The following is a 16,237-nucleotide window of genomic DNA, read 5'->3' as shown; positions in this document are numbered from 1 at the left end:
CAGGTCAGACCGTCTCCGGATGGTGGCCGCGGCTTCCGCCCCCGAGGGGTCTGGGGCCGGTGCGCCGGGTCTCCGGGGCGGGCGAGAGGCCCGTGCTCCGTCCGTACGGTGTTCTCCGGTTCGGTCGTGCTCCCGGGGCCGTCTCGTGGTCCCTCGCCCCGTGGGGAGGGCGGGCCTGCGGTGTCCCCTCCCGGGGCCGGGAGGCCGGTCAGGTGCCGTCGGCGGGCCGGCGGCCACCGCGTCCGGTGGTCACTCAGCGCTCCCTCCGTCCCGCGCTCCCCCGGCGTGCGCCCCTCCCGGGCCGGGGCTCCACAGGCCGGTGACGTCCTGCCGCGCCGCCCGTGCCCGCGCGCGGTTCATCCGCGCCTCACCGGGGTGTGTACCGCCCACCGGGGTCCGGGGGCGGATCACCGTCGCGCCCGGTGCCCGGCCGTGCGCCCGCGCCGTCGCCCGCATCCTGGCCCGCGTCCGGGAGCGGACACCGCCGGGCGACGTACCGGGGCGGACAAGACCCCGGCGGCGGGAGGGCGTCCGTACGGCCGTCACCTCCTCGACCGGCTCACCCCGCTCACCCCGCTCGCCCCTCCCGGGGTCTTCGCCCCACCCCGGAGCATCCGGCACCCCGTCAGCGCCCTCCCCGTCGCCGCTCGCCTCCCCGGTGCCGGTATCAACACCGCCCGCGTCCGCCCGCTCCCACGCCGACCCGGCACCCCGCGCGTCCCCGCCGGACGCCTCGGCGCCCTGCGCCTCACCGCTCGCCGCCTCCGTGCCCTGCGTGCCCTCCGGACCCTCCACACCAGCACCGCCCTCCGGTTCGCGGCGATCGCGCTCCGCGCGGAGGCAGCGGCGGACGGATTCGGGGTCCAGGCCCTCGTTGCACGCCCGGTGCAGCAGCCGGGCGAAGAGGTAGTCGGGGTCCGCCCCGAGCGCCATGGCGAGAGCTTCGCGGGCCTCCAGCTCGTCTCCGGTGGACCAGGCGACCCAGCCGGCGAGGGCGAGGGTCGCCGCCGCGTGTTCGCCGTACGCCCCGGTGCAGCGGCGGGAGAGGGCCCGCCACAGGCGCAGCGCGGGTCCGGCGTCGGCGCCCTCCATCCACTCGGCGGCGCGGTCCCGGGTGGCCCGGTCCTGGAGGCCGAGGATCAGCGCCGCCGCCTCGTCGTCACGCAGCAGGCGGTCGTCGCGGGCGTCCTGCGCGGACACCCCGGACACGGGCCCGGCGTCGGAGAGCCGGCGCATGATCCCCTCCGCCAGCTCCAGGGTCTCGGCCTCCACCTCCGGGCGGCAGCCGTCGTCGAGGAGCCGCGAGACCAGGGTCAGGCCCGCCGCGTCGAGGGCGGCCTCCTGGCCCCGGGCCGCCGCGTCCTGGCGGGGCAGCAGCCGGACGCGCAGCTCGCCCAGCGAACCGCGGACCTGGATGCCCGCGTAGGTGGCCGCGGCGGCCACCACGGACGTGCCCGGCAGCCCCAGGGCGGCGCCCTCGGGCGGGCAGCACTCCACGTCGTCGCAGCAGTACGACCAGAAGCGGCCGTCCGAGACGCACAGCGCCTCCACCACCGGCACGTCGAGGACCCCGCACGCCACCCGCAGGGCCTGGGCCAGCGGCCTCAGCCGGGTCATCACCTGCCGGCCCGTCTCGCCCGGGGCCGGGTCCTGGCAGAGGAAGGCGACCATCTGCTCGGGACGGACGCCCCGCCGCTCGCTTCCGGCGATCAGGCCGTGGGCCAACTGCCGTGCCGCGTCGGCCCAGTCGCCCTCGTCCGCCGGGATGCCGAGCCGGGCCCGGCCGCCGAGGCGTCCCCGGCCGTCCCGGTCCCGCAGGGCGGCCAGGACGATGCTGTCCTCCGGCCGGTATCCGAGCAGGTAGGGCAGCGCCTCGGCCAGCTCGGCCGGGGTCCTCAGGGTGACCTGCGCCTCGTCGGGGAGGCCGCCGTGCGGGACCGGCACCGGAGCCGGTCCCGGGTTCGCGGACAAGTCCGGGACCGGGACCGCCGGACCGGGCCGCGCGCCCCCGGAGGGGCCGGAATCGTCGAAGTGGCCGGAGCTGCCGGAGAGATCGGAGCCGCCGCGGCGGTCGGAGCTACCGGAGCGGTTGGAGCCACCGGAGCGGTCGAAGCGGTCGAAGCGGTCGAAGGGGCCCGTCGGTTCGCTGTGATGCGTCATGCCCCGACGATCCCGCGAATCGGGAGATTCCGCTTCGACCTGTGGATAACTCCCATCAGGGACACATCACCCACCAGCCGCGCCTCCGGCCCGACCCTCCCCACAGGCCCTCCAGGCGCCTCCCTGGTCCGCCCCCTCCCCCACAGCGGCGCCTACCCCGCCGCCGCGAGGACCAGCGGCAGGACCCGGTCGGCGCCCGCACGGCGCAGCAGCCGGGCCGCGACCGCCAGCGTCCAGCCGGAGTCGGTGAGGTCGTCCACGAGGAGCACCGGACCCGGGGTCAGCGCCAGGGCCTCGCCCATGTCCTCCGGGACGGCGAAGGCACCGGAGAGCGCCTTGAGACGCTGGGCGGAGTTGCTGCGCCGCGCCACGTGGGCGCCGTCCGGACCGGTGTGGGCGAGGGTGCCGAGGAAGGGCAGGCGGCCGACGGAGGCGATGCCCTGGGCGAGGGAGCCGACCAGACGCGGACGGGTCAGCGACGGCACGGCGACGACCCCGACGGGCCGGGGGGAGGCGTCGGAAGCGTCCGAGGCCCAGCCCTGCGGCGAACGGGCCCAGTCGGCGAGCACCCCCACCGCGGCCCGCAGCACGTCGTCGGGGACGGGACCGTCGGGCGCGTTCTCGGCGAGCAGCGGGCGCAGCCGGTTGCCCCAGCCGATGTCGGAGAGCCGGCCCAGTGCCCGTCCGGTGGAGCACTGCTCCCCCGCCGGGATGCGGCCCTTCAGCTCGACGCCGAGCGCGGGCATCCCGGTCGGCCACATCCGGCGGGGTTCGATCTCGACGCCGGGCCGGTCCAGTTCCTTCGCCGCGCCGGTCAGCGCCTCGGCGGAGACGGAGGGGTCGGCCCAGGCGCCGGCGCAGTTGTCGCAGCGTCCGCAGGGGACGGCGCCCTCGTCGTCGAGCTGGCGGCGCAGGAACTCCATCCGGCACGCGGACGTGCCGACGTAGTCGCGCATCGCCTGCTGCTCGGCCGCGCGCTGCCGCGCCACCCAGGCGTAGCGCTCGCCGTCGTAGGACCAGGGGGAGCCGGTGGCGGTCCAGCCGCCCTTGACCCGCTGGACCGCGCCGTCGACGTCGAGGACCTTGAGCATCGTCTCCAGCCGGCTGCGCCGGAGGTCGACGGATGCCTCCAGGGCGGGCACGGAGAGCGGCCGGCCTGCGTCGGTGAGGGCCGCGAGGGTCTGCCGTACCTGGGTCTCGGGCGGGAAGCCGGTGTCGGCGAAGTAGCGCCAGATCGCCTCGTCCTCCTTGCCCGGCAGCAGCAGGACATCGGCGTGTTCGACGCCGCGGCCCGCCCGTCCCACCTGCTGGTAGTAGGCGATCGGCGAGGACGGCGAGCCGAGGTGGACCACGAAACCGAGGTCCGGTTTGTCGAAGCCCATGCCCAGCGCCGAGGTGGCGACCAGCGCCTTGACCCGGTTCTCCAGCAGGTCGGACTCGGCCTGGAGCCGGTCGGCGTTCTCGGTGCGCCCGGTGTACGAGGAGACGCGGAAGCCGCGCCCGCGCAGGAAGGCGGTGGCCTCCTCGGCCGCGGCCACGGTGAGGGCGTAGACGATCCCGGAGCCCGGCAGCTCGTCCAGGTGCTCGGCGAGCCAGGCCAGCCGGTGCGCGGCGTCCGGGAGCCGGACCACGCCCAGCCGCAGGCTCTCCCGGTCGAGCGGGCCGCGCAGCACCAGCGCCTCGCCGCCGCCGGTGCCGAGCTGTTCGGCGACGTCGGCGGTGACCCTCGCGTTGGCGGTCGCGGTGGTCGCCAGGACGGGCACCCCGGCGGGCAGCTCGGCCAGCATCGAGCGCAGCCGGCGGTAGTCGGGGCGGAAGTCGTGGCCCCAGTCGGAGATGCAGTGCGCCTCGTCCACCACGAGCAGGCCGGTGGTGGCGGCGAGGCGGGGCAGGAGGTGGTCGCGGAAGTCGACCGAGTTGAGGCGTTCCGGGCTGACCAGGAGGACGTCGGTCTCGCCCCGCTCGACCTCCTCGTGGATCGTCGCCCACTCCTCGGGGTTGGCGGAGTTGATGGTGCGGGCCCGGATGCCGGCCCGTGCCGCCGACTCGACCTGGTTGCGCATCAGGGCCAGCAGCGGCGAGACGATCACCGTGGGGCCGGCTCCGCGGCGGCGCAGCAGGGCGGTGGCGACGAAGTAGACCGCCGACTTGCCCCAGCCGGTGCGCTGCACGACCAGCGCGCGCCGGCGTTCGCGCACCAGGGCGGCCACGGCGTGCCACTGGTCCTCCCGCAGCCTCGCGGTCCCGCTGGGCGCACCGACCAGGTCGGCGAGGAGGGCATCGGCTTCGGCGCGGAGTTCCGGATCGTCCATGCCCCCATGCAACCCGACGGGGAGGACACTCGGCCACTCCACCGTGCGTGACCCTGCCCTCACGGGTGCCACGGCGGGGACGCCGACGCGGGGTGACGCGGCGCGGTCGCGCGGCGCGCGGTGGTGACGCCGCCGTGAGGGCCGGTGACCGTGGGTCCGGCCTCCCGGCCGCCGGCGGCTCTCTGCCGGGTCGTCGCTGGTCCGGGCGGTGCGGTGAGGGTGGTGCGCCGGGCGCCCGGCGGGGCGCGGAGGGTGTTCGTCCGGGTGCGGGCGCGGGGTGCTGGGCGTCGTCCGGGGTCACTGCGGGTAGGGATATAGAGCGCGCACCGCGAGATAACGGCCGTCGACGTCAATTGCTCGTTGCCGCAATGACGTTCGACAGGAACAATCGAAGTCCGCTCCCCGCACGGCTCGTCCGTGATCCGGCAGGGCTTCGCTGCGGTGCGCGCTCCCCCCGAACTCCGACCCCGCCCGCAGTGTGGGCGCGCAGCCGAAGGGAGAAGCGTGACCTTCGGATTCGCTCCGTCCGCCGCGGCGCCGTCGTCCTCCTCCGCCCCCACCGCCCGCCTGCTCGAACCGGAGGAGTGGGCCGCCGCCAGAATCCCGCTGCTGCGCAGTCCCCGGGAGGTCGTGGGCGGGCTGCACGCGCGGCACCGTCCCGGGCCCGCCACCGCGATCGTCGCCGTACTCGATCCCGACGAACGGCTGCGCGCCAGCGCCTCGTTCACCCACCGGGGCGCCCCTGCCGACGGGTGGAGGTACCGCAACGCGCTCCTCGACCAGCTCCGCCGGGTCATCCCGCACGATCTGCGGCGCCGCACCCCGGTCCGTACCGCGGTGCTGGTCTACTGCCGTGCGGGGGACGCGCGCTGGACGGAGGAGGACGGCGCCTGGATGTGGGGGCTGCGGGACGCGTGCACGCTGCACGGTCTGCGCTGCGGGGCGTACATCACGCTGACCCGGGACGGCTGGCACGTCATGGGCGAGGGGCGCGGCGGACGCCGCCCGCACGCGCTCTCCGAACCGGAGCCCGTGGCGACGTCGGAGGCTCCTCCTCCGCCCCCGCTCAGCGGCGGGGTCGCCTCGGACATGCTGCGCCGCGCGGCGGCCCGCTGAACGGGCGCGCTCCGCGCGCCGGTCCCACCGGAGCCCGGCCCAGGCGACCGCGCCGACCGTCGTACGCGCCGTGCTGCCGGTCCGGCCCGCGGCCGGACCTCACGATCCGTACGCCGCACGCCCGTTGAGCCGGTGGCGAACCGGCGCCGTACCGGACGGAGGGCCGTCCTCCCCCGCGACGACGGCCGGTCGCCGGAGGGGCCCTACGGGCCGCGGTCCTCACGGACGCGACGCGGACACGGCGGTCCCGGAAGGCACCGGGAGTCCGCCGGGACGCGACGGGCCGCTCAGACGCCGGCGCCGAGCACCGAGTCGATCAGCTTCGGGTCGCCGCAGACGATCAGCAGGGCGCCGGCCCGGGACCGGGCCGCCGACAGGGCGGTGACGGCGGCGGCTTCGGGGCCTCCGTTGAGCGCGACGACCGCCACGGGGCGCGATCCGGCACGCTCGGCGACGGCGGCGTCCGCGTAGAAGACGTCGTCGCCCGCGTCGTGCTGCGCCCAGTAGGAGGCATCGCCGAAGGACAGTTCGTGGGCCGCCCACGGATGCGGAGTGCCGGTGGTGATCACCAGTACGTCGCCGGGGGCGCGTCCGGCGTCCAGCAGGAGGTCCACGGCCTCCTCGGCGGCGTCGAGCGCGCCCTCGGGCGCGGCCGGGATCACCTGGGTCTGGGGGCCCGTCGGGGCGGCGGCGCCCGGTGCGGGCTTGGCGGCCGCGTCACGCTGAGCGCGCTGCGCCGGCGGGGCCGGCCGCGAGGGGCCGGGGCGGCCGGGACGCGGCGGAGCCACGGGACGGGGGCCGGGTACGGGACGGGGGGTCGGCGCGGTACGGCCGCTGGCCGGTGTGGCGCGGGGACCCTGGGCCTTCTCGTAAATCTGGGGCTCCTCGGGAATGAGAGGCATGGGCTGATTTTTATCAAACACGGGTGCGGCTCGCATAGGCGGGTGGGACGTTGCCGCGAGCGGAAGCGTCAGAAGTCGAAGCCGAGCTGGCCCTCGATCTCCAGGGCGCTTCCGTCCGTCCCGCTGCGGACCTTCTTGAGGTGCCGCCACCGGGGCAGCGCATCAAGATACGCCCACGACAAACGGTGGTGCGGGGTGGGCCCCCACTCCGCCAGCGCGGCCTTGTGCACGGGCGACGGATACCCGGCGTTGTCCGCGAAAGCGAAGTCCGCGTGGTCGGTGCCCAGTTCGGCCATCATGGCGTCGCGCTGGACCTTGGCGAGCACCGACGCGGCGGCGACCGCCACGCACGACTGATCGCCCTTGATCACCGTACGGACCTTCCAGGGCAGGCCGAGGTAGTCGTGCTTGCCGTCGAGGATCACGGCCTCGGGACGGACCGGGAGCACCTCCAGGGCGCGCACCGCGGCCAGCCGCAGTGCCGCCGTCATCCCCAGGGAGTCGATCTCCTCCGGAGAGGCGTGCCCCAGGGCGTAGGAGGTCACCCACGTCCGCAACTCCTCGGCCAGTTCGGTGCGCCGCTTGAGCGTGAGCAGCTTGGAGTCGGTGAGACCCGTCGGGGGCCGGCGCAGTCCGGTGACCGCCGCGCAGACGGTGACCGGCCCGGCCCACGCGCCGCGTCCCACCTCGTCGACACCGGCGATGACCTTGGCTCCGGTCGTGGCGCGAAGGGAGCGCTCGACGGTGTGGGTAGGCGGTTCGTACGGCATGGCGCCCTTAGCGTACGCCGCCTCCGCGCGCCCGCGACACCCCGCCTCCCCGAATCGGTTCCCGATGGCCGCCACCGCCGTCGGAGCCGGTTTCAGGAGTTGCCGGGACGCAGCAGCGGGACCATCAGTTGGTCGAGCATCTCCTCGACCTCCCGGTCGCTCCATTCGCTTCCACAAATCTTCGAGCGGTACATCATCATCGCCGGAATGGCGTCGTAGACATAGCCGTTGGCCGCGTCGCCGCGCACCTCTCCCCGCTCGATCCCGCGGCTGATGATCTCGTGGAGCATGGCGACGGTCGGCTGGACGACCCCTTCGACGATCACCGAATGGAAGTGTTCCGCCTCGATGCTGTCGCATTCGTGAATGACCGCGCGCAGGGCACAGCCCGAGCGGGAGAACATCGCGTCGCGCGCCCGCAGGCAGAGCGCGAGGAGGTCCTCGCGGACGCTGCCGAGATCCGGCACGGCGTCGAGGACGCCCGGCAGCCCCGCGCGCAGCGCGTCGGCGACGAGGTCCTCCTTGGTCGGCCAGCGGCGGTAGACGGCGGCCTTGCCGGTCTGGGCGCCGGCGGCCACGCCCTCCATCGTCAGGCCGTTCCATCCGACGGTGCCGAGTTGCTCCAGCGCGGCGTCGAGGATCGCGCGTTCGAGGACCGCGCCACGTCGGCGGGCGGGCGCCGGCGCGGAGGCTCCGGCCCAGTGCGAAGCGTCCATTCAGGGGTCTCCAGAGACGGAAAGAGCGGGTGGTACGGGGGCGGGGGGACGGTCCGCGCGCCCACGACGGGGGACGGGCTGCGTGAAGCCGTCACAAGTGAACGGTTGCGTTCACTGTCTGGAGGTCATTACCGTTGGCGCAACAGTGAACGCCTGCGTTCACTACGTCATTCGTGGGGGACACATAGTGACAACCTCTTCCTTGATCCAAGACCAGAAGCCGGGAGCGGCCCGCCGGGAGGGTCATCCCGGCATCGCACTCGCTGTCATCGCGGCCTGCCAGCTCATGGTCGTACTCGATGCCACGATTGTGAACATCGCCCTCCCGCACATTCAAGGCGCGCTCAAGTTCAGCACCACCGACCTCACCTGGGTCGTCAGCGCCTACACGCTCACCTTCGGCGGTCTGCTGCTGCTCGGCGGCCGGGCCGGTGACATCCTCGGCCGGCGCCGGGTCTTCATGACCGGCATCCTGCTCTTCACCTTCGCCTCCCTGCTCGGCGGCTTCGCCCAGGAGCCCTGGCAACTGCTCGCGGCACGCGTCCTGCAAGGCATGGGAGGCGCGATCGCGTCGCCCACGTCGCTGGCCCTCATCACCACCACCTTCCCCGAGGGCCCCGAGCGGAACCGTGCCTTCGGCGTCTTCGCCGCCGTCTCCGCCGGAGGCGGCGCCATCGGCCTCCTCGCGGGCGGCATGCTCACCGAATGGCTCGACTGGCGCTGGGTGCTCTTCGTCAACGTGCCCATCGGCCTCCTGATCGCCGTCCTCGCGCCGCTGTACATCAGCGAGTCCGAACGGCACTCCGGACGCTTCGACATCGCCGGCGCGGCGACCTCGACGGCCGGTATGGCCCTGCTCGTCTACGGCTTCATCCGCGCCGCCGACAAGGGCTGGCAGGACGGACTGACCCTGGGGTCCTTCGGGGCCGCGGTCGTCCTGCTGGCGGCCTTCGTCCTGATCGAGTCGCGGGCCCGGGAGCCGATCACGCCGTTGAGGATGTTCGCCGACCGCAACCGCGCGGGCACATACGTCATCATGCTCTGCCTGGCCGCCGCGATGTTCGGCATGTTCTTCTACATCGTGCTCTTCGTCCAGAACGTCCTGGGCTACACACCGATCCAGGCGGGCCTCGCCTTCCTTCCGGTGACGGTGGTGATCGCGCTCGGGGCCGGGCTGTCGCAGCGGCTGCTGCCGGTGTTCGGACCGAAGCCGTTCATGATCGCGGGATCGACGCTCGCCGCGATCGGGCTGGGCTGGCAGGCCCTCATCAGCTCCGACAGCTCGTACGTCGGCGGGATTCTCGGCCCGATGCTGATCTTCGGCTTCGGCATGGGCCTGAACTTCGTGACGCTGACGCTCACCGCGGTCTCCGGGGTCGCCCAGCACGAGGCCGGTGCGGCCTCCGGGCTGCTCAACGCGACACAGCAGGTCGGCGGGTCGATCGGCCTGGCCATCCTGACCACGGTCTTCGGCACGGCGGGCAAGGACGAGGCGAAGAAGCTCCTGCCGGACTTCCTCGCCCACGGCACGGCCCAGCAGAAGGCGGAGTTCGCCAGGACGCACCAACTGCCGGCGCCCTGGGCGCACGACGTGCTGGCGCAGGGGATCTCCGCGGCCTTCGTCCCCGCCGCGGCGATGGCGGTCCTCGCCCTGGCCACGGCGTGGCTGGTGATCCGCGTCCGCAGGAGCGACCTGGAGTCCCTGTCCGGCACCGCCGGGCCCGGGGTGGGCTGACCCCCACCCCGCCTCGACGGCCGGCCGGTGCGGACCGGCGGGTGCCTTCCCGGCCCGCCGCCCGCGCCGGCCACCGGCCATCCCGCCCCACCGGCCACCGCACACCCCCTCCGCTCCGTCGGCCCCGTCGGCCCGCGAGCACGACGCGGGAGGACACGGCCCCCACGAGCACGATCCCGACGGCCGCCACCACCGCGACCACCGCGACCACCATCGCGACCGGCACCACGGTCACGGCCACCGCCCCGCCCCAGCCCCCGCTCCAGCCCCAGCCCACGACCGGCCCCACGGGCATGACCCCACCCCCTCACGACACCCCGTCCCGCGCGAGGACTCACCACCCCGCACGGCTGATGTCATGAAAACGGGCGACCGTCACCCAGAGTTCCCGAGCGTCACGGAAAGTCACACACTCCCGCTCGTCGCCACCGGACGACGACGTCACACGGTGACGCCCATCCACCCCGGCAGCGCCTCCGTGCGCTCCACCCACTGCCGGGGCGGGGCACCCGCCGGGCCGCCGGACGCGACGACCCCGCCGACGATGGCGCAGGTCGTGTCCACGTCCCCGCCCGCCTGGACGGTCGTCCAGAACGCGCGCTCGTAGTCGCCGAGGGCCCGCGCGGCGGACCACAGGGCGAAGGGCACCGTGTCGTGGGCGGTCGTCCGCCGACCGCAGCCCAGGACCGCGGCGACCGTGGCCGTGTCCCCGTAGTCGAGCATGTCCCGCGCGCGGCGCAGCCCGGCGCCGACCGCGCTCCTGGGCACCAGCGAAATCACGCCGTCGAGCAGCGCGGGGCCGGTGGGCGGGCCGTCGGGGGCCGCCGCCAGCGCGGCGGCGGCGGCGACCGCCATGGAGCCGACCACCGCCTCGCGGTGCTGGTGGGTGGGGTAGGCCGAGATCTCCGCCTGGTGGGTCGCCTGCTCCGGATCGTCCGCGTACCAGGCGCCCAGGGGCGCGATGCGCATCGCGGCGCCGTTCCCCCAGGAGCCCTGGCCGTTGAAGAGCGCGGCGGCCAGTTCCCTCCAGTCGCCGCCCTCCCCGACCAGGCGCAGCAGCCGGTCGACCGCCGGGCCGTAGCCCCGGTCGACGTCGTGGTGCGCGGCGAAGGAGTGCGCCAGCGCGTCCTGGTCGATGCGGCCGTGGGCCAGGAGGACCGCGACCACGGAGGCCGCCATTTCCGTGTCGTCCGTCCACTGCCAGGTGCCGGAGGGCAGCTCGCGGCGCTTCAGCAGGGGGTAGTTCGAGGGGACGAAGAACCGCGAGCCGAGCGCGTCGCCCACCGACAGCCCGCGCAGGCTGGCCAGGGCGCGGTCCAGGCGCCCTTCGGAAGAGGATTGACCGGTCATCGCCCTGCCACTCTATCCGGTGATCCCGTACGGTTCCGGATCTCGCCAGCGTTCGAAGGGCCGGTCGAGGGTGTACCTGCCGTCCTCCCCGAGAACGAGCATCCGCATCTCCGCGTTCCCGGGATTCGACAGCGACTCGAACTCCGCGACCGTCCAGTGGAACCACCGCATGCAGAAGAGCCGCATGGCCAGTCCGTGGGTGACCAGGAGGACGTTCGGCGGGTGGTCGGGCTCCTCGAAGCTGCGGAAGAGGCTCTCCAGGAAGCCGCCGACCCGGTCGTAGACGTCGGCGCCGGACTCGCCCTGGGCGAAGCGGTAGAAGAAGTGACCGTAGGTGTCGCGGTACGACTTCTGCAGGAGCACCTCCTCCCGGTTCTGGAGGTTGCCCCAGTCCTGCTCGCGCAGCCGGGGCTCCTCCCGTATGCGTATGAGCCCGGGGTCGAGGTCGAAGGCGCGCAGCGTCTGGTGCGTGCGGCGGTACGGGGAGACGTACACGCTGACGCGTTCGTGGCCGAACACCTCGTGCAGCCTCTTGCCGGTCTCCTCGGCCTGGGCCCAGCCCCTCTCGGTGAGGGCGAGTGCGTGGTCGGGGACCCGCTCGTACACGGAGTCATCGACGTTGCCCGTCGACTCCCCGTGCCGGACGAGAACGATGCGCCGTGGTCGTGCCATGTCTGCACCCTAGATCGAGACGCACGAAACGTCTCGGTCGTACCGTCCCGGTACGTCGTGGGTCACACCGTCCCCGCATGTCGGAGGCGGTCGGGGTGTCCGGGAGGCACCCCGGCACCGTACCGGGGCCTCGCCCCGTCGCCGGGTCACACGACCCGGGCCTCGCCCCGTCGCCGGGTCACACGGTCCAGGACGGCTCCAGTTCCACGATGTCGCCGGTGAGGGACGCGATGTCCGCCTCGGTCTGGGCGCGCAGCGCGAGCCGCTCGATCCGCTCGGTGCGGTACTTGCCGTGCTCGGCGGCCGACTGCCACATGGACAGGACGAGGTACTCGCTGCCGGGCGCCTCGCCGAACAGGCCGCGGATCATGCCGGGCGAGCCGGCCATCGCCGGGTTCCAGACCTTCTCCTGCATGAGGACGTAGTGCTCGGCCCGCTCCTCGTGGACCCGGGCGAGCGCCACCCGGAGCAGGTCGGCGTCGGTGAAGCGGGGCTCGAACCCGGTCTTCACGTCGAACCGGTGGTCGAAGAGCCTGACCTCGCCGTCCGTGAAGGTGCCGGCCTGGGACGAGGCGAGGCGGTCATGGGACCGTGCCATGAAGGAGTCGTAGAAGGTCCGGCTCTCCCAGAACGCGAAGACGTGCGCCACGTCCGGCCGTATCCTGCTCCACCCTCCCCCCTGACCGCGAAACCCCGGCTCCCCCGGGAGCCCCGCCCATTTCCGCTGCCCCCGCTCGAACCCCCGGCGGTCCACCACGGTGCAGCGTGTCCACTTGACCAGCACCGCGCCATGGTAAGGCCAGGGAGCGCGCCACAGGTGGCCCTCGGACCAGCCACACTTCCCCGACACCCGTCACATACGTGGCAGGATGGACAACCGGCCGTCACTGCCGGGCAGTTGGGTGGACTCGCAGGGCGGGAACCGGAAGGGGAAGTCTGTGAACGGCCTCAGCAAGGGAATCCGCAAGGTCGAGGTCGCGCTGCGGTGGGACCCGTCCCCCGCGGGCCGGCCGCCCGCCGACCTGGACCTCGTCGCCGGAACCTATCCGGCGGCCGATCCGTACGGCGCTCCTTCGTATCTGGTGCACTTCGACAGCCGTTCGCCCGACGGCACGATCGTGCTCAACCGGGACAGCCAGGACGGCAAGGGCTTCGGCGACGACGAGGTGATGACGCTGGAGCTGGACCGGCTCGCCTCCGAGTACCGGCGGGTGGTGGTCGGCGTCGCGATCCAGCAGCGTTCCGGGCGCCTGCCCTTCGCCGACGTGGTCCGGCCGGGGCTGCGCATCCGGGAGGGGTACACGGTGCTGGCCGAGGACGACTTCGGCGGCGTCGCCCAGTCGGTGGCGGCGACGGTCGCCGAGTTCGTCCGGGCCGAGTCGGGGGCGTGGGAGTTCCGCGCCGGTGTCCACGGCTTCGAGGGCGATCCGGCGTCGTTCACCCGCCTCATGGGCGCGCGGCGCGGGGCCTGACGGGCCCGGACACACGACGAGGGGCACCGGCGTCGGCCGGTGCCCCTCGTCTTCGCTCAGGCGCTCATCCGCTCACGCGCTCAGGCGTGCGCGGTTCCCGGGGTCAACTGCATCCGCTGGTGGAGCCGCAGCCCTCGCAGATGTAGCAGGAGCCGGCGCGCTGCATCTTGGTGCCGCAGGAGAAGCAGAGCGGGGCGTCCGCCTGGATGCCGAGCTGCATCTCGACCAGTTCGGCGCTGGTGTGCGCCTGCTGCGGGGCCGGTCCGGCCACCTCGGCGCGGGCCTTCGGGGTGGCGACGGCCTGGTGCTCCCGGGCGAGCGGCGCCGACTGGGCCAGGGACTCCACGTCGAGGTCCGAGTCGTCCAGGGACTGCTCGTACGAGCCCGTCTCCAGGTGGCGCTGGCGCTCCTCGGCGGAGTGGATGCCGAGCGCGGAGCGCGTCTCGAAGGGCAGGAAGTCGAGCGCCAGGCGGCGGAAGATGTAGTCGACGATCGACTGCGCCATCCGCACGTCCGGGTCGTCCGTCATGCCGGCCGGCTCGAAGCGCATGTTGGTGAACTTCGAGACGTACGTCTCCAGCGGCACGCCGTACTGGAGGCCGACGGAGACCGCGATGGAGAAGGCGTCCATCATGCCCGCGAGGGTCGACCCCTGCTTGGACATCTTCAGGAAGACCTCGCCGAGACCGTCGTCCGGGTAGGAATTGGCGGTCATGTAGCCCTCGGCGCCGCCGACGGTGAAGGACGTGGTGATGCCGGGACGTCCCTTCGGCAGGCGCTTGCGGACCGGGCGGTACTCGACGACCTTCTCGACCGGGGCCGCGGCGGGCGTCTCGGCCGGGCTCTCCTGCGCCGGTTCCTTCTTCTTGGCGGAGAGGGGCTGGCCGACCTTGCAGTTGTCGCGGTAGATCGCGAGCGCCTTGACGCCGAGCTTCCACGCCTCGTAGTAGATCTCCTCGACCTCCTCGACGGTCGCCGACTCCGGCATGTTGACCGTCTTGGAGATGGCGCCGGAGATCCACGGCTGGATGGCGGCCATCATGCGGACGTGGCCCATCGGGGAGATGGCGCGCTCGCCCATGGCGCAGTCGAAGACCTCGTAGTGCTCCTGCTTGAGACCGGGGGCGTCGATCACGTTGCCGTTGTCGGCGATGTGGGCGACGATCGCCTCGATCTGCTCCTCCTGGTAGCCCAGGCGGCGCAGGGCCTGCGGGACGGTGCCGTTGACGATCTGCATCGAGCCGCCGCCGACGAGCTTCTTGAACTTGACCAGCGCCAGGTCGGGCTCGACACCGGTGGTGTCGCAGGACATCGCCAGGCCGATCGTGCCGGTCGGGGCGAGCACGGACGCCTGCGCGTTACGGAAACCGTTCTTCTCGCCCAGGCGCAGCACGTCCTGCCATGCCTCGGTGGCGGCGGCCCACACCGGGTTGTCCAGGTCGTCCATGCGCACGGCGGTGCCGTTGGCGTCGGAGTGCTGCTTCATGACGCGCTTGTGGGCGTCCGCGTTGCGGGCGTAGCCGTCGTACGGGCCGACGATCGAGGCCAGTTCCGCGCTGCGGCGGTAGGCGGTGCCGGTCATCAGGGAGGTGATGGCGCCGGCGAGGGCGCGTCCGCCGTCGGAGTCGTAGGCGTGGCCGGTGGCCATCAGCAGGGCACCGAGGTTGGCGTAGCCGATGCCGAGCTGGCGGAAGGCGCGGGTGTTCTCGCCGATCTTCTGGGTCGGGAAGTCCGCGAAGCAGATGGAGATGTCCATCGCGGTGATGACCAGCTCGACGACCTTCTGGAAGCGCTCGGTCTCGAAGGTCTGGTGGCCCTGGCCGTCGTCCTTGAGGAACTTCATCAGGTTCAGCGAGGCGAGGTTGCAGGACGTGTTGTCCAGGTGCATGTACTCGCTGCACGGGTTCGACGCGGTGATCCGGCCGGACTCGGGGCAGGTGTGCCAGGTGTTGATGGTGTCGTCGTACTGGATGCCCGGGTCGGCGCAGGCCCAGGCGGCCTCGGCGATCTTGCGGAAGAGCGCCTTGGCGTCGACCTCCTCGATGACCTCGCCGGTCATCCGGGCGCGCAGGCCGAAGCGTCCGCCCCGCTCGACCGCGTTCATGAACTCGTCGTTGACGCGGACGGAGTTGTTGGCGTTCTGGTACTGGACGGAGGCGATGTCGTCGCCGCCCAGGTCCATGTCGTAGCCCGCGTCGCGCAGGACGCGGATCTTCTCCTCTTCCTTGACCTTGGTCTCGATGAAGTCCTCGATGTCCGGGTGGTCCACGTCGAGGACGACCATCTTTGCGGCCCGGCGGGTGGCGCCGCCGGACTTGATGGTGCCGGCGGAGGCGTCGGCTCCGCGCATGAAGGAGACCGGGCCGGAGGCGTTGCCGCCGGAGGAGAGGAGTTCCTTCGAGGAACGGATACGGGAGAGGTTGAGGCCGGCTCCGGAGCCGCCCTTGAAGATCATGCCCTCTTCCTTGTACCAGTCGAGGATCGACTCCATGGAGTCGTCGACGGACAGGATGAAGCAGGCGGAGACCTGCTGGGGCTGCTTGGTGCCCACGTTGAACCAGACGGGGCTGTTGAAGCTGAAGATCTGGTGCAGGAGGGCGTACGCCAGCTCGTGCTCGAAGATCTCGGCGTCGGCGGGCGAGGCGAAGTAGCGGTGGTCCTCGCCGGCCTGCCGGTAGGTCTTCACGATGCGGTCGATGAGCTGCTTGAGGCTCGTCTCGCGCTGCGGGGTGCCGACAGCACCGCGGAAGTACTTGCTGGTGACGATGTTGACCGCGTTCACCGACCAGAAGTCGGGGAACTCGACGCCGCGCTGTTCGAAGTTGACCGAACCGTCGCGCCAGTTGGTCATGACGACGTCACGACGCTCCCAGGCCACCTCGTCGTAGGGGTGAACCCCGGGAGTGGTGTGGACGCGCTCGACACGGAGTCCCTTGACCGCCTTGGTGCCCTTGGCGCGGGAACTCCGTGCCGGACCGCTCGCCGTCTCTGTCATGCCGCCTCCCTGTACGGGCGAAAACGCCCTGAAGTGC

12 protein-coding genes are annotated in these 16,237 nt (G+C 73.0%); 3 read left to right on the top strand and 9 right to left on the bottom strand.

Features of this window, described 5'->3' with window-relative positions; genetic code table 11:
- Nucleotides 1-249: 249 nt before the first annotated feature.
- Nucleotides 250-2,160: a DUF4192 domain-containing protein gene (locus J5Y05_RS00350; RefSeq protein WP_247613979.1), complete on the bottom strand. Its 1,911-nt coding sequence runs from the start codon at nt 2,158-2,160 to the stop codon at nt 250-252.
- A 152-nt stretch (nt 2,161-2,312) separates the two neighbouring features.
- Nucleotides 2,313-4,472, bottom strand: coding sequence for a RecQ family ATP-dependent DNA helicase (locus J5Y05_RS00345; RefSeq protein WP_210867689.1), 2,160 nt, complete (start codon nt 4,470-4,472; stop codon nt 2,313-2,315).
- Nucleotides 4,473-4,976: 504 nt separating this feature from the next.
- Here J5Y05_RS00345 and J5Y05_RS00340 point away from each other — a divergent pair.
- Complete coding sequence (locus tag J5Y05_RS00340) at nt 4,977-5,588, top strand: hypothetical protein (RefSeq protein ID WP_210867688.1); 612 nt, start codon at nt 4,977-4,979, stop codon at nt 5,586-5,588.
- 287 nt (nt 5,589-5,875) lie between these two features.
- Here the strand turns inward: J5Y05_RS00340 and J5Y05_RS00335 are convergent, their stop codons facing one another.
- The 3 genes from J5Y05_RS00335 to J5Y05_RS00325 form a co-directional block, all read right to left on the bottom strand.
- Complete coding sequence (locus J5Y05_RS00335; protein ID WP_210867687.1) at nt 5,876-6,490, bottom strand: hypothetical protein; 615 nt, start codon at nt 6,488-6,490, stop codon at nt 5,876-5,878.
- A 68-nt stretch (nt 6,491-6,558) separates the two neighbouring features.
- Nucleotides 6,559-7,260 (bottom strand): ribonuclease HII, encoded by a 702-nt coding sequence (rnhB, locus tag J5Y05_RS00330; protein WP_210867686.1) that lies wholly within the window; start codon nt 7,258-7,260, stop codon nt 6,559-6,561.
- A gap of 92 nt (nt 7,261-7,352) precedes the next feature.
- The gene (locus J5Y05_RS00325) at nt 7,353-7,976 is read right to left on the bottom strand and encodes a TetR/AcrR family transcriptional regulator (protein ID WP_210867685.1); all 624 of its coding nucleotides are present in this window, start codon (nt 7,974-7,976) and stop codon (nt 7,353-7,355) included.
- Nucleotides 7,977-8,163: 187 nt separating this feature from the next.
- Here J5Y05_RS00325 and J5Y05_RS00320 point away from each other — a divergent pair, with 187 nt between their 5' ends.
- A complete protein-coding gene (locus tag J5Y05_RS00320) occupies nt 8,164-9,711 on the top strand; it encodes an MFS transporter (RefSeq protein WP_210867684.1) in 1,548 nt (515 codons plus the stop codon).
- A 441-nt stretch (nt 9,712-10,152) separates the two neighbouring features.
- Here J5Y05_RS00320 and J5Y05_RS00315 read toward each other — a convergent pair whose 3' ends face one another.
- The 3 genes from J5Y05_RS00315 to J5Y05_RS00305 all read right to left on the bottom strand — a co-directional run bounded on the left by J5Y05_RS00315 (nt 10,153) and on the right by J5Y05_RS00305 (nt 12,517).
- Nucleotides 10,153-11,061, bottom strand: coding sequence for an ADP-ribosylglycohydrolase family protein (locus J5Y05_RS00315; protein WP_210867683.1), 909 nt, complete (start codon nt 11,059-11,061; stop codon nt 10,153-10,155).
- A gap of 12 nt (nt 11,062-11,073) precedes the next feature.
- Nucleotides 11,074-11,733: a histidine phosphatase family protein gene (locus tag J5Y05_RS00310; RefSeq protein ID WP_210867682.1), complete on the bottom strand. Its 660-nt coding sequence runs from the start codon at nt 11,731-11,733 to the stop codon at nt 11,074-11,076.
- A 178-nt stretch (nt 11,734-11,911) separates the two neighbouring features.
- Nucleotides 11,912-12,517, bottom strand: coding sequence for a YdbC family protein (locus tag J5Y05_RS00305; RefSeq protein WP_210867681.1), 606 nt, complete (start codon nt 12,515-12,517; stop codon nt 11,912-11,914).
- Nucleotides 12,518-12,671: 154 nt separating this feature from the next.
- On the opposite strand from J5Y05_RS00305, the gene J5Y05_RS00300 reads away from it, so the two are divergent.
- On the top strand, nt 12,672-13,205 hold the full coding sequence (locus tag J5Y05_RS00300; RefSeq protein ID WP_307853612.1) for a TerD family protein: 534 nt from the start codon (nt 12,672-12,674) through the stop codon (nt 13,203-13,205).
- 103 nt (nt 13,206-13,308) lie between these two features.
- On the opposite strand, the gene J5Y05_RS00295 is transcribed toward J5Y05_RS00300, so the two are convergent.
- Complete coding sequence (locus J5Y05_RS00295; RefSeq protein WP_210867679.1) at nt 13,309-16,200, bottom strand: vitamin B12-dependent ribonucleotide reductase; 2,892 nt, start codon at nt 16,198-16,200, stop codon at nt 13,309-13,311.
- Nucleotides 16,201-16,237 lie beyond the last annotated feature (37 nt).

Source organism: Streptomyces tagetis, assembly GCF_018069565.1.
Lineage (GTDB): Bacteria > Actinomycetota > Actinomycetes > Streptomycetales > Streptomycetaceae > Streptomyces > Streptomyces tagetis.
The sequence above is the reverse complement of the archived record's forward strand: the minus strand, read 5'-3'. Positions and strand labels throughout refer to the sequence as shown.

Bases quoted from the DNA above. Each gene is read 5' to 3' on its own strand.
- J5Y05_RS00350 (WP_247613979.1), bottom strand. From the start codon at position 2,160: ATGACGCATCACAGCGAACCGACGGGCCCCTTCGACCGCTTCGACCGC.
- J5Y05_RS00345 (WP_210867689.1), bottom strand. From the start codon at position 4,472: ATGGACGATCCGGAACTCCGCGCCGAAGCCGATGCCCTCCTCGCCGAC.
- J5Y05_RS00335 (WP_210867687.1), bottom strand. From the start codon at position 6,490: ATGCCTCTCATTCCCGAGGAGCCCCAGATTTACGAGAAGGCCCAGGGT.
- rnhB (WP_210867686.1), bottom strand. From the start codon at position 7,260: ATGCCGTACGAACCGCCTACCCACACCGTCGAGCGCTCCCTTCGCGCC.
- J5Y05_RS00325 (WP_210867685.1), bottom strand. From the start codon at position 7,976: ATGGACGCTTCGCACTGGGCCGGAGCCTCCGCGCCGGCGCCCGCCCGC.
- J5Y05_RS00315 (WP_210867683.1), bottom strand. From the start codon at position 11,061: ATGACCGGTCAATCCTCTTCCGAAGGGCGCCTGGACCGCGCCCTGGCC.
- J5Y05_RS00310 (WP_210867682.1), bottom strand. From the start codon at position 11,733: ATGGCACGACCACGGCGCATCGTTCTCGTCCGGCACGGGGAGTCGACG.
- J5Y05_RS00295 (WP_210867679.1), bottom strand. From the start codon at position 16,200: ATGACAGAGACGGCGAGCGGTCCGGCACGGAGTTCCCGCGCCAAGGGC.